The sequence below is a fragment of the Bacillus sp. FSL M8-0166 genome (genome assembly GCF_038008825.1).
GTDB classification, from domain to species: domain Bacteria; phylum Bacillota; class Bacilli; order Bacillales; family Bacillaceae; genus Bacillus; species Bacillus safensis.
Genome location: NZ_JBBOZZ010000001.1, coordinates 1,292,477 through 1,305,607, shown reverse-complemented (window position 1 = coordinate 1,305,607; position 13,131 = coordinate 1,292,477). Strand labels below are relative to the sequence as shown.

Genomic DNA, 13,131 nt, shown 5'->3' with positions numbered 1-13,131 from the left:
GCACGAAAGTGCCGCTGCTTCTTTTGGAGAACCCTAAGCTGCCGAGGCTTAGGGTTTTTTTGAACCTGAAAGTGATGAAAAACTAGAGGGGGAAGAAAAAATGAATGATTTATCGACAATGAGCAGCTTATCAAAAGAAGAGATTTTACAGCTGATTGAAGAAGCAGCTGCACTCAAAAAGGGGAAACAAGAACATGGATTAGCCGGAGAATTTGTGGCAAACCTCTTCTTTGAACCAAGCACAAGAACACGTTTTAGCTTCGAAGTAGCCGAAAAGAAACTAGGGATGAATGTCCTGAGCTTAGATGCGGCAAGCACCTCCGTTCAAAAAGGCGAAACACTTTACGATACGGTAAAAACACTCGAATCAATCGGAGTAAAGGCATGTGTGATCAGGGACAGCACCGATGAATATTATAACGAGCTCATCGGGAAGGTTGGAATTCCCATCATCAATGCAGGAGATGGCTGCGGACAGCATCCAACCCAATCACTGCTTGACCTCATGACCATCTTTGAAGAGTTTGGCGGCTTTGAAGGCTTAACGATTTCGATTCATGGAGACATCAAACATAGCAGGGTGGCAAGATCAAATGCTGAGGTTCTCTCAAGGCTGGGAGCGACAGTCCTCTTTTCAGGGCCTGCTTCCTTCCAGGATGAACAAAACCCTCACGGAACGTATGTCCAAGTAGATGAAGCCATCGCACAATCTGATGTGGTGATGCTGCTTAGAATCCAGCATGAACGGCACGCTGAAAAAATGGGCAGCGAAGATTACTTAACAACTTATGGATTAACAGTAGACAGAGCAAACAAAATGAAAGAACGCGCGATTATTATGCATCCAGCACCAGTAAACAGAGGTGTTGAAATAGATGATTCATTAGTAGAGTCCAAGCAGTCAAGGATTTTCAAACAAATGGAAAATGGTGTTTATATCCGAATGGCCGTATTAAAAAGAGCTTTTCAAAATAGCACATTACATCAAAAAGGGAGAGATTCTGTCTATGTCATATCTCATTAAAAACGGTTTTATCTTAACAAGCACAGGTGAAAGAGTGCAGCAGGATATTAGGGTAAAAGGAAAAGTGATTCAAGCGATTGGTCACCTAGAAAGAGAAGACGGAGAAGAGGTTATTGATGCAGCAGGGCTATTTGTGTCACCAGGCTTGATCGATCTGCATGTGCATTTAAGAGAGCCAGGCGGAGAGAAAAAGGAAACGATTGAAACAGGCTCTAAAGCAGCCGCAAGAGGCGGATATACGACGATTGCAGCGATGCCGAATACAAGGCCGGTTCCAGATACAAAAGAGCAAATGGAATGGCTCATGAACCGAATCGAAGAGACCTCATCTGTGAGAGTGCTGCCATACGCCTCCATCACAACGAGACAAATTGGGGAAGAAATGACGGATTTTGCAGCACTAAAAGAAGCAGGCGCCTTTGCCTTTACAGATGACGGTGTCGGCATCCAAACAGCAGGCATGATGTACGAAGCGATGAAAAAGGCAGCTAGTCTTGATCAAGCGATTGTGGCGCACTGTGAAGATAACTCGCTCATTTACGGCGGATGTGTTCATGAAGGAGAATTTTCAAAAGCAAATGGGTTAAACGGAATACCGTCAATCTGTGAATCGGTGCATATTGCAAGAGATGTTCTTTTAGCAGAAGCAGCGAACTGTCATTATCATGTATGTCATATCAGTACGAAAGAATCTGTGCGGGTCGTTCGCGATGCAAAAAAAGCAGGCATCCGTGTGACGGCTGAGGTGTCACCGCATCATCTTCTGTTGTGTGATACGGACATTCCAGGTCTTGATACAAACTATAAAATGAACCCGCCGCTCAGAGGAAAAGAGGATCGCGAGGCATTGATCGAGGGACTGTTAGATGGAACGATTGATTTCATCGCAACAGACCATGCGCCGCATACAGAAGAAGAAAAGAACGAAACCATGCAGCGTGCCCCATTTGGAATTGTGGGACTTGAAACAGCGTTCCCCCTTCTGTATACACGATTTGTCAAAACAGGCGAATGGACATTAAAAGAACTCGTTGATTATATGACAATCAAACCAGTAGAAGCATTTTCTCTTCCATACGGAAAGCTTGAAGAAGGGCACATAGCTGATATCACACTCATTGATTTAAACAAAGAAATGGCAATCGATAAAAAAAGCTTCTTATCTAAAGGGCAAAATACACCGTTTGACAAATTGACTGTATCAGGATGGCCGGTCATGACACTTGCATCTGGGAAAGTCGTTTATGAAGAGGGGAGACTAGTAAAATGAAGAGACGCTTAGTGCTAGAAAACGGAACAGTATTCGAAGGAACAGGCTTTGGCAGCTTAGAACCATCAGTCGGAGAAGTCGTCTTTAATACAGGGATGACGGGCTATCAAGAAATTTTATCTGATCCATCATACTGCGGACAAATTGTCACACTGACTTACCCGCTTATCGGCAACTATGGCATTAACCGTGATGATTTTGAATCGATCACACCGTTTGTAAAAGGGCTGATTGTGAAAGAGCTTTGTGAAAAGCCCTCAAACTGGCGCTCTTCATACTCACTCGATGAATATTTAAAAATAAAAAACATTCCGGGGCTGAGCGGAATCGATACACGAAAACTGACTAGAATGATTCGAAGTGCAGGCACTTTAAGAGGAGCGTTTGCAGGACCTGATGAACAAGTGGAAGACGTTGTCCGCCGCCTTCAAACAATGCAGCTGCCAACTGATCAAGTGAGTCAAGTATCTGTGAAAAATGCGTACCCAAGCCCAGGCAGAGGAAAAAGAATTGTCCTTGTCGATTTCGGCATGAAGCACGGCATTTTGCGCGAGCTCAATAAACGTGACTGCGACGTCATTGTGGTGCCATACAACATCACTGCAGATGAAGTGCTGCAGCTAAAACCTGATGGCATCATGCTTTCAAACGGACCTGGAGATCCTGTGGATGTACCGGAAGCCGTTGAGATGATTCAGCAATTGATTGGAAAGGTGCCACTCTTTGGTATTTGCCTCGGACATCAGTTATTTGCTCTAGCGTGCGGTGCAAGTACAGAAAAAATGAAATTTGGTCACAGAGGGTCAAACCATCCGGTGAAAGAACTAGCAACTGGCAAGGTGACACTAACGTCTCAAAACCATGGCTACACGGTTAGCAGGATTAACGAAGACGTGCTCGAAGTCACACATATTGCCCTAAACGACAATACGATTGAAGGATTAAAACATAAAGAAGCACCAGCATTCACTGTTCAGTACCACCCAGAAGCATCACCGGGTCCAGAAGATGCGAACTACTTATTTGACCAGTTCATGGAAATGATTCATACGACTGAGAAAGAAGGGGAAGAAGTATGCCAAAACGCGTAGACATCAAAAAGATTTTAGTAATCGGATCAGGTCCTATCATCATCGGTCAGGCAGCGGAGTTTGACTATGCAGGCACACAGGCTTGCTTAGCGCTAAAAGAAGAGGGCTATGAAGTCGTTCTTGTGAACTCTAACCCTGCGACCATCATGACAGATACAGAAATGGCCGACAAGGTATACATCGAACCGCTCACGCCAGAATTTTTAACACGAATCATTCGAAAAGAACGCCCCGATGCGATCTTACCAACGCTTGGCGGGCAAACTGGATTAAATCTAGCAGTTGAATTATCAGACCTTGGTGTATTAGCTGAATGCGGCGTTGAAGTGCTCGGTACAAAGCTGTCAGCAATCCAAAAAGCAGAAGATAGAGATTTATTCCGTAATTTGATGAATGAACTAAATGAGCCTGTACCAGAAAGTGAAATCATTCATAACCTGGAAGAAGCGATGGCGTTCACAGATCAGATCGGTTTCCCTGTCATCGTCAGACCTGCCTATACATTAGGCGGAACGGGCGGCGGAATTTGTACAAACGAGCAAGAACTGAAGGAAATCGTTGAAAACGGTCTGAAGCTAAGCCCAGTTACACAATGCTTACTTGAAAAAAGCATTGCCGGCTTTAAAGAAATTGAATATGAAGTCATGCGAGACAGCGGTGACCATGCAATCGTTGTTTGTAACATGGAAAACTTTGATCCTGTCGGCATTCATACAGGTGACAGTATTGTTGTAGCACCAAGCCAAACGTTAAGTGATCGTGAATATCAGCTGCTTCGCAATGTGTCGCTAAAGCTGATCCGTGCACTTGGCATTGAAGGCGGCTGTAACGTACAGCTGGCACTTGATCCCAACAGCTTTCAATACTATATCATCGAAGTAAACCCGCGTGTGAGCCGTTCTTCAGCGCTTGCGTCGAAAGCGACAGGCTATCCAATTGCCAAATTGGCAGCGAAAATTGCTGTCGGCTTAACGCTTGATGAAATGATGAATCCAGTCACAGGTAAAACCTATGCAGCCTTCGAGCCGGCACTTGACTATATCGTTTCTAAAATACCGCGCTGGCCGTTCGATAAATTTGAATCTGCCAACAGACGTCTTGGTACGCAAATGAAGGCAACTGGTGAAGTCATGGCGATCGGCCGCACATTAGAAGAGTCTCTTCTAAAGGCTGTCCGTTCACTTGAAGCCGATGTGCATCACATTGAATTAAAAGATGAAGCAGACATCACAAATGAAGTGCTTGAAAAGCGGATTATCAAAGCGGGAGACGAACGATTATTTTATATCGCTGAGGCGCTTAGAAGAGGCTATACAGTCGAACAAATACATGAATTCTCAAAAATTGATTACTTCTTCCTTCATAAGCTGGAAGGCATCATCGCTTTTGAGAAGACATTAAAAGAAAACAAAGGCAATACAGACGTATTAAAAGAAGCGAAAGAAAAAGGTTTCTCAGATATCTACATTAGCCGCGAGTGGAATATGAACGAAGCGGATGTCTACAAGCTAAGACAAGAAGCAGGCATTGTACCTGTATACAAAATGGTGGATACATGTGCGGCAGAATTTGAATCAGAGACACCATATTTCTACAGCACGTATGAAGATGAAAATGAATCAGAACGTACAGACAAGAAAAGCGTCATCGTATTAGGTTCAGGTCCTATCCGAATTGGACAAGGAGTTGAATTTGATTATGCGACCGTTCACTCTGTGTGGGCAATTAAACAAGCAGGGTATGAAGCGATCATTATTAACAACAACCCTGAAACGGTCTCAACAGACTTTAGTATTTCAGATAAGCTTTACTTTGAACCACTCACTGTAGAAGATGTCATGCACATCATCGACCTTGAACAGCCAGAAGGAGTCGTTGTTCAGTTCGGCGGGCAAACGGCGATCAACTTAGCAGATGAATTATCAAATAGAGGGGTTAAAATTCTTGGTACTTCTCTAGAAGATCTAGACCGCGCAGAAAACCGGGACAAGTTTGAACAAACGTTAGAAACACTCGGCGTGCCGCAGCCTAAAGGGAAAACAGCAACGTCTGTGCCTGAAGCTGTAGCGATTGCAAATCAAATCGGCTACCCAGTCCTTGTCCGTCCTTCCTATGTATTAGGCGGCCGCGCGATGGAAATTGTGTATCAAGAAGCTGAGCTTCTTCACTACATGGAGAATGCGGTGAAAGTCAATCCGCAGCATCCAGTGTTAATTGACAAGTATTTGACAGGAAAAGAAATTGAAGTAGATGCCGTGTCTGATGGAGAAACTGTCGTCATACCAGGCATTATGGAACACATTGAAAGAGCCGGGGTTCACTCTGGTGACTCGATTGCGGTCTATCCGCCGCAAACATTGTCTGAGAATATCAAAGCGAAGATCGCAGAATACACGATCAAGCTTGCAAAAGGACTCAACATTATTGGGCTTTTGAACATACAATTTGTCCTATCAAAAGGTGAAGTGTATGTACTTGAAGTGAACCCGAGATCAAGCCGGACGGTTCCTTTCTTAAGTAAAATTACAGGCATCCCGATGGCCAACCTTGCAACAAAAGTCATCTTAGGAGACAAGCTCAAAAATTATGGCTACGAAGAAGGGCTTCACACAGAGCAAGAAGGGGTGTACGTCAAAGTTCCAGTCTTCTCTTTTGCTAAATTAAGAAGAGTGGATATTACACTCGGGCCTGAAATGAAATCAACAGGTGAAGTCATGGGGAAAGATGTCACGATCGAAAAAGCCCTATATAAAGGATTGATTGCATCAGGCATTCAAATTCCTAAAGACGGAACAGTTCTTCTGACAGTGGCTGATAAGGATAAAGAAGAAGGACTTGAGATCGCAAGAAGATTCCATTCGATCGGCTATCATATTTTAGCGACAGAAGGAACGGCGAATTACTTAAAACAAGCCTCCATTCCATCAAGTGTGGTCGGCAAAATCGGAGAAGAAGGCAAAAATCTTCTCGATGTCATTCGCAACGGGGAAGCCCAATTTGTGATCAACACATTAACAAAAGGAAAACAGCCGGCAAGAGACGGCTTTAGAATTAGACGTGAATCTGTTGAAAACGGAGTGGCTTGCTTAACGTCACTAGATACAGCAGAAGCCATTTTAAGAGTGCTTGAGAGCATGACATTTAGAGCGGATGAAATGCCAGAAGTGAAAACGAATGCTGAGGTGACAGTAACGATATGAAAAAAGCATACTTGACGGTCGTCTCGAACCGAGAGATCGCTGATCATATTTACGAAATGACATTAAAAGGTGACCTTGTGGACTCCTTTCAAACGGCTGGACAATTTCTTCATCTAAAGGTCAGTGAATCCATGACACCGCTGCTGAGAAGACCGATCAGTATTGCCAACATTCATGCCGAGCAAAAAGAAGCAACCATCATTTACCGCGCAGATGGAGAGGGCACAAAGCTCCTCTCCCAAAAGCGAGAGGGAGAATCAGTCGATGTATTAGGGCCGCTTGGAAACGGGTATGATCCTTCAGTCGTCAAGCCCGGAGAGACGGCATTACTAGTCGGCGGCGGAATTGGCGTACCGCCTCTATATGAGCTGTCCAAGCGTTTAACGAAAAAAGGCGTCATTGTAAAGCATGTCCTCGGTTTTCAATCGAAAAAGGATGTATTTTACGAGGAGAAATTTCAAGCACTCGGCGATACGTTTATTGCAACAGTTGATGGCACATACGGTGCTAAAGGCTTTGTAACAGATGTGATAAAAGAGCAAAATTTGAGCTTTGATGTGCTGCTTTCCTGCGGTCCGACACCTATGCTAAAAGCGCTGAAAGACACGTATCCTGATAAGCCCGTCTACATTTCGATGGAAGAACGAATGGGCTGCGGGATTGGTGCCTGCTTTGCATGTGTCTGCCATACCGACCAACTCGACAAACCTTACGTCAAAGTGTGTCTTGATGGACCTGTTTTTAAAGCAGAGGAGGTGGCATTGTCATGCTAAACGTTGAGTTACCGGGATTATCTTTAAAGAATCCAATTATCCCTGCATCAGGCTGCTTTGGATTCGGAAGAGAATTTGCATCCTTATATGACCTATCATTGCTGGGCGGTATCATGATCAAAGCCACAACCCTTGAACCGAGATTTGGCAATCCCACGCCAAGGGTAGCCGAGACAGGAGCCGGTATGCTCAATGCAATCGGCCTTCAAAACCCAGGTCTAAAAGGCGTGCTTGAAAATGAGCTGCCTTGGCTTGAGCAGTATGATACGCCTATAATTGCGAATGTTGCTGGCTCACAGGTTGAAGATTATGTTGAAGTAGCCAAGCAAATCAGCCAAGCAAAAAATGTTCATGCCCTTGAACTGAATATTTCTTGCCCAAATGTTAAAACAGGCGGGATCGCCTTTGGTACAGATCCAAATATGGCGGCGTCATTGACAAAAGCAGTCAAGGAAGTCTCTTCCGTGCCTGTCTATGTCAAGCTGTCACCTAATGTAGCCAATATTGTGGAGATTGCTCAAGCGATTGAAGCTGCAGGAGCGGATGGACTCACCATGATTAACACATTAATTGGTATGCGTTTAGATTTAAAAACGGGGAAACCCATCCTTGCCAATAAAACAGGCGGATTATCAGGACCAGCTGTCAAACCTGTCGCTGTGCGAATGGTGCATGAGGTGAGTCAAGCGGTTTCTATTCCGATTATCGGGATGGGCGGAGTGCAAAATGCTGAAGATGTACTTGAATTTTTACTAGCAGGTGCAAGTGCAGTAGCTGTCGGTACAGCCAATTTTGTGAATCCATTTATTTGCCCGGAGATCATTGAAGAGCTGCCAAATGTGTTAGCAGCATATGGCTATTCATCTGTAGAGGAATGCATCGGAAGGAGCTGGAAACATGAAGCACTTGCCCATCATCGCGCTTGATTTTCCATCAGGGCAGGAGGCGCTTGCCTTTTTAGACCCCTTTGAGGGGAAACCATTATTTGTGAAGGTCGGCATGGAGCTGTTTTACCAAGAAGGACCTGCCATCCTTGATGCGCTGAAAGAAAAAAATTGCCGCATTTTTCTCGATTTAAAATTACATGACATTCCAACAACGGTGCAAAAAGCGATGAACCGGCTTGCCGCACTTGGCGTTGATTTGGTCAATGTGCATGCTGCTGGCGGGAAACGAATGATGCAGGCTGCGTTAGAGGGACTTGAAAGCGGGACTCCTGCTGGACAAAGCCGCCCGGGTATTATTGCAGTGACCCAGCTGACTAGTACGTCGGAAGACATGATGAGAAGCGAGTTACTCATTGACCGTCCGCTGCAAGAGACTGTTATCCGGTACGGACAATTAGCATATGAAAGTGGACTAGACGGTGTTGTTTGCTCTGTTCATGAATCTAAAGCACTTCATGAACATATCTCACCATCTTTTCTCACTGTAACGCCAGGTATTCGCTTACCGAATGATCAAACCGATGACCAACAGCGTGTGGCGACACCTGCCTATGCAAAAGAGCAAGGTGTTTCACAAATCGTTGTCGGAAGATCGATCACAAAAGCTGAAAAACCAATAGAAGCTTATCATCAAATTTTGAAAGAGTGGGAGTGACTGCCAGATGAAATCAAAAATCGCGAAACATCTATTACAAATCAAAGCGGTCTCATTAAAACCAGACGAACCGTTTACATGGGCGAGCGGTATAAAATCACCGATCTATTGTGATAACCGCCTGACATTGTCATATCCAGAAGTCAGACACGACATTGCTGAAGGTCTAAAGGATTTGATTCTCACTCATTTCAAGGGAGCAGAGGTTGTCGCGGGTACTGCAACAGCAGGCATTCCGCATGCAGCATTAGCGGCAGACCGCTTGAACATCCCGATGTGTTATGTCAGAAGTAAGCCGAAAGCACATGGAAAAGGAAATCAAATTGAAGGGGCCATATCGAAAGGCCAAAAGGTTGTCGTCGTCGAAGACCTTATTTCCACAGGAGGCAGTGTACTGGAAGTGGTCGCTGCTCTTCAAGCTGAGGGCTGCGAGGTACTAGGGGTTGCCGCGATCTTCACATATGGACTGCCAAAAGCAGCGGCAGCTTTTCAAGAAAAAAATATTCCATATGTCACCCTAACAGACTATGACACATTGACAGACGTGGCACTTGAAATGAAAGCGATTGAGCCTTCCGCTATGAACAAATTAAAACGCTGGAGACAAGATCCTTCCTCTGAATCTTGGATGGAAGAAACGATCTGAAAAATCAAAGTCAAATTGTCAACAATTTAAAAAGCTGTGCCTGCCCGCACGGCTTTTTCATTTGGGTAAAAATAGTAAAATAGACTCAAATTTTAATAAAAACTAATCCTATCAATAAAGTCGGGTTGACTTTTGTTTGAATTGTGTTAATATTTAAGACAAATTGAAACTCTTATCCAGAGAGGTGGAGGGACTGGCCCGATGAAACCCGGCAACCTGCGATTCGCAAGGTGCTACTTCCTGCAAAATGATTCTATTTTGAAAGATAAGGAAATCGTGAGCTTCCTCATCTTTCTTTCGGACTGAAAGAAAGTTTTTTTATTTTAACGGTGAGGAGGAAGAGGAGATGGAAGTGAAACAAAATCAGGATGAGGACTTAGTAAAGCATATGCAAGAACTGATTGGGGATATGAAATTCGGTTCAATTACGTTAATTGTTCAGGACGGTCAAGTGATTCAAGTGGAAAAAAACGAAAAAATTAGATTGAAGTAGTGCGGAAAATAGCAATATGAGCGGTACTCCGGAAGGGGAGAAATCATGTTAACTTATGAAAATTGGCAAGAGCCGTCCATTACATTTCAAGAGGATGATTTGTATAAAGGAGCCCTGTCTGTACTGAAATGGGCGTACGGTCATTATGGTGACCAGCTCGTGTATGCGTGCAGCTTTGGCATCGAGGGCATCGTCCTGATTGATCTTATTGCAAAAGTAAAAAAAGATGCGAGAATTGTCTTTTTAGATACAGGTCTGCATTTTAAAGAAACTTACGCCACAATTGATGCGGTAAAGGAAAGATACCCGGGTTTAGACATTGTACTGAAAACGCCTGAGCTGACAGTTGAACAGCAAAATGAGCAGCACGGTGATGAATTATGGAAAACAAATCCTCAAAGCTGCTGCCATATGCGTAAGGTCATTCCTTTGCAAGAAGCCCTCTCTGGTTATCCAGCATGGCTTTCCGGTTTAAGAAGAGAGCAGTCACCAAAACGAGCAGGGACGAATTTCTTAAATAAGGATGAAAAATTCAAATCAGTGAAAGTATGTCCGCTCATCCATTGGACGTGGAAGGACATATGGAGATATGCATCTAGAGAGGAACTTACTTATAATCCGCTGCATGACCAAGGATATCCAAGTATCGGATGTGCACCATGTACACAGCCAGCATTTACTGCAGATGATCTGCGTTCTGGCAGATGGTCAGGAACAGCAAAGACAGAGTGCGGATTACATGAGTAAGGGAGCATAATGTATGGAAATCGCCGCAATTTTATTTAGTCTATTCTTTGCTTTAAACATAGGCGCAAGCGGAGCAGCTGCTTCTATGGGCATTGCGTATGGATCAGGTGCCATTCAAAAGCCTATTTATGCGCTCAGCGTTTGTGCAGTTGGGATTTTAGCAGGTTCAGTGATTGGCGGCGGTGAGGTCGTCAAAACGATCAGCTCTGGTATTATGCCAGAATCAGTCATTACACTTGAAATCGTTTGTATTATCATTGGTTCTGCTGCACTATCACTTTTCATAGCGAATCTGATGGCGATTCCTTTATCAACAAGCGAGGTCACAGTAGGGGCTGTGGTTGGTGTGGCAGTCGCGTATAAAGTATTGTTTGTGAAATCCATTTTAGTGATTGTGGCATTTTGGGTCATCATCCCGCTTTTCGCCTTTCTTTTTACCTTTGCTATCGTCAAAATCATCAGAATGTTCCCTAAACGAAAGCTGTCTAAAAAAGGCACAGCTATTTTATCTGTCGTATTAATCCTTAGTGGATTTTTAGAAGCATTTTCAGCCGGCATGAACAATGTGGCAAATGCAGTCGGCCCGCTCGTCGCCTCAGGCGTTTTGTCAGTTGGGCAGGGAACACTTTACGGCGGAATCTTCGTTGCGGTAGGGGCCCTCTTGCTAGGCAGAAGAGTACTGGAAACAAACGGAAAGAAAATCACACGCTATCAAACGGGCGAAGGGATTTTACTTTCGAGTACCGGTGCCGGGCTTGTCATCGTCAGCTCTATTTTTGGGCTGCCAGTTCCGCTTACGCAAATCACCTCCTCGTCTATTATCGGGCTCGGAATGGCGAAAGGCGGGCCTAATATTTTTCACAAACATGTTGTGAAAAAAATGCTGAAAGTGTGGGTGGTGTCACCCTTCTTATCACTCAGCCTATCGTATTTGCTTGTGAGTCTTTTCTTAAAAGGAGACTATTACTCTATCTTTATCATGATGAGTGTACTGCTTGCCTCACTTGGTGCACTGAGTCTGATGAAGGCAGTCAAAAATGAAAGCAGCTCTATTCATGAACAGGGCGGCGGGATTTAACCACAAATCCGACTATTAACATCTAATAAATATGAACATTGAGAGGAAGATGAACAAATGAGTTTAACACCACATGGTGGCGTATTAATTAATCGAGTAAATGAAGAATATGATCTCAGCACGGCTGCGAAGGAAATTGAACTAGATGCGATCGCCTTTGCGGACCTTGAACTCATTGCAATTGGCGGATATAGTCCAATTGAAGGGTTTTTAACAAAAGCTGATTATGAAGCAGTTGTAAGCAGTATGCGGCTAGCAAGTGGTGTCGTTTGGTCTCTTCCTATTACACTGCCAGTGACAAAAGAAAAGGCAGCGGAAATCCAACAAGGCGATATCGTGCGCTTATCCTACAATGGAACTGTATATGGGGTCATTGAAGTAGAGGATCAATACACACCAGATAAGGAAAAAGAAGCGGTGAATGTCTATAAAACAGATGACCGCAATCATCCAGGCGTGAAAAAATTATTTGAACGCGGCGATACTTACATTGGCGGAAAAATTACACTGACGAAACGCAGTGAAAAACCATTCCCTCAATTTACGTATGAGCCAGAAGAAACAAGACGTCATTTTAAAGAAAACGGCTGGAAAACCATTGTTGGTTTCCAAACGAGAAACCCTGTTCATCGTGCTCATGAATATATTCAAAAAACAGCATTAGAAACAGTCGATGGTTTATTTTTAAATCCGCTTGTCGGTGAAACAAAATCTGACGATATCCCGGCAGATGTGAGAATGAAAAGCTATCAAGTGTTATTGAACGGTTATTATCCAAAAGACCGCGTCTTTTTAGGTGTTTTTCCTGCTGCAATGCGTTATGCTGGACCAAAGGAAGCCATTTTTCATGCGCTTGTGCGTAAAAATTATGGCTGCACCCATTTTATTGTCGGAAGAGATCATGCAGGTGTTGGTGACTATTACGGCACATACGAGGCGCAGGAACTCTTTGATCAATTTACAGGCGAAGAAATCGGCATTACCCCATTAAAATTTGAACACAGCTTCTACTGTAATACATGTGAAGCGATGGCCACACCAAAAACGTGTCCTCACGATAAAAGCGAGCATGTCATTCTTTCAGGTACAAAGGTTCGAACGATGCTGAGAAATGGTGAATTACCACCAAGCACGTTCAGCCGAAAAGAAGTCATTGAAACATTAATCGAAGGATTAAAAACGACAGTATCTTAATGGGAGGGTATGA

The 13,131-nt window shown here is 44.0% G+C and carries 12 protein-coding genes and 1 riboswitch; all 12 genes read left to right on the top strand.

The window, feature by feature from the left end; genetic code table 11:
• Window positions 1-100 precede the first annotated feature (100 nt).
• The 12 genes from NSS92_RS06970 (at window position 101) to sat (ending at window position 13,118) form a co-directional block, all read left to right on the top strand.
• Window positions 101-1,024 carry an aspartate carbamoyltransferase catalytic subunit gene (locus tag NSS92_RS06970; protein WP_267586208.1) on the top strand — a complete coding sequence of 308 codons (924 nt, stop codon included), beginning with the start codon at window positions 101-103 and terminating at the stop codon, window positions 1,022-1,024.
• Window positions 1,008-2,294 carry a dihydroorotase gene (locus tag NSS92_RS06965; RefSeq protein WP_340867219.1) on the top strand — a complete coding sequence of 429 codons (1,287 nt, stop codon included), beginning with the start codon at window positions 1,008-1,010 and terminating at the stop codon, window positions 2,292-2,294. The genes NSS92_RS06970 and NSS92_RS06965 overlap by 17 nt, the downstream gene beginning before the upstream one ends.
• Entirely contained in the window at window positions 2,291-3,385 is a 1,095-nt protein-coding gene (locus tag NSS92_RS06960) for a carbamoyl phosphate synthase small subunit (RefSeq protein ID WP_267586210.1), read from the top strand. The genes NSS92_RS06965 and NSS92_RS06960 overlap by 4 nt, the downstream gene beginning before the upstream one ends.
• Window positions 3,370-6,585 carry a carbamoyl-phosphate synthase (glutamine-hydrolyzing) large subunit gene (gene carB / locus NSS92_RS06955; RefSeq protein ID WP_267586211.1) on the top strand — a complete coding sequence of 1,072 codons (3,216 nt, stop codon included), beginning with the start codon at window positions 3,370-3,372 and terminating at the stop codon, window positions 6,583-6,585. The genes NSS92_RS06960 and carB overlap by 16 nt, the downstream gene beginning before the upstream one ends.
• On the top strand, window positions 6,582-7,358 hold the full coding sequence (locus NSS92_RS06950) for a dihydroorotate dehydrogenase electron transfer subunit (RefSeq protein WP_340867218.1): 777 nt from the start codon (window positions 6,582-6,584) through the stop codon (window positions 7,356-7,358). Before carB ends, NSS92_RS06950 begins: the two co-directional genes overlap by 4 nt.
• Window positions 7,352-8,284 carry a dihydroorotate dehydrogenase gene (locus tag NSS92_RS06945; RefSeq protein ID WP_340867217.1) on the top strand — a complete coding sequence of 311 codons (933 nt, stop codon included), beginning with the start codon at window positions 7,352-7,354 and terminating at the stop codon, window positions 8,282-8,284. Before NSS92_RS06950 ends, NSS92_RS06945 begins: the two co-directional genes overlap by 7 nt.
• Complete coding sequence (gene pyrF, locus NSS92_RS06940) at window positions 8,256-8,960, top strand: orotidine-5'-phosphate decarboxylase (RefSeq protein ID WP_142944750.1); 705 nt, start codon at window positions 8,256-8,258, stop codon at window positions 8,958-8,960. The genes NSS92_RS06945 and pyrF overlap by 29 nt, the downstream gene beginning before the upstream one ends.
• Window positions 8,961-8,967: 7 nt before the next feature.
• Window positions 8,968-9,606, top strand: coding sequence for an orotate phosphoribosyltransferase (gene pyrE, locus NSS92_RS06935; protein WP_340867216.1), 639 nt, complete (start codon window positions 8,968-8,970; stop codon window positions 9,604-9,606).
• A 169-nt stretch (window positions 9,607-9,775) separates the two neighbouring features.
• Window positions 9,776-9,878: riboswitch (SAM riboswitch) on the top strand.
• Window positions 9,879-9,994: 116 nt separating this feature from the next.
• Window positions 9,995-10,099 carry a DUF2292 domain-containing protein gene (locus tag NSS92_RS06930; RefSeq protein WP_369810469.1) on the top strand — a complete coding sequence of 35 codons (105 nt, stop codon included), beginning with the start codon at window positions 9,995-9,997 and terminating at the stop codon, window positions 10,097-10,099.
• Between the two features lie 45 nt (window positions 10,100-10,144).
• Window positions 10,145-10,846 (top strand): phosphoadenylyl-sulfate reductase, encoded by a 702-nt coding sequence (locus tag NSS92_RS06925; RefSeq protein WP_340867215.1) that lies wholly within the window; start codon window positions 10,145-10,147, stop codon window positions 10,844-10,846.
• A gap of 13 nt (window positions 10,847-10,859) precedes the next feature.
• Window positions 10,860-11,924, top strand: a complete 1,065-nt coding sequence (locus NSS92_RS06920; RefSeq protein ID WP_267586216.1) for an inorganic phosphate transporter — start codon at window positions 10,860-10,862, stop codon at window positions 11,922-11,924.
• Between the two features lie 57 nt (window positions 11,925-11,981).
• On the top strand, window positions 11,982-13,118 hold the full coding sequence (sat, locus tag NSS92_RS06915) for a sulfate adenylyltransferase (RefSeq protein WP_340867214.1): 1,137 nt from the start codon (window positions 11,982-11,984) through the stop codon (window positions 13,116-13,118).
• Window positions 13,119-13,131: the final 13 nt, after the last annotated feature.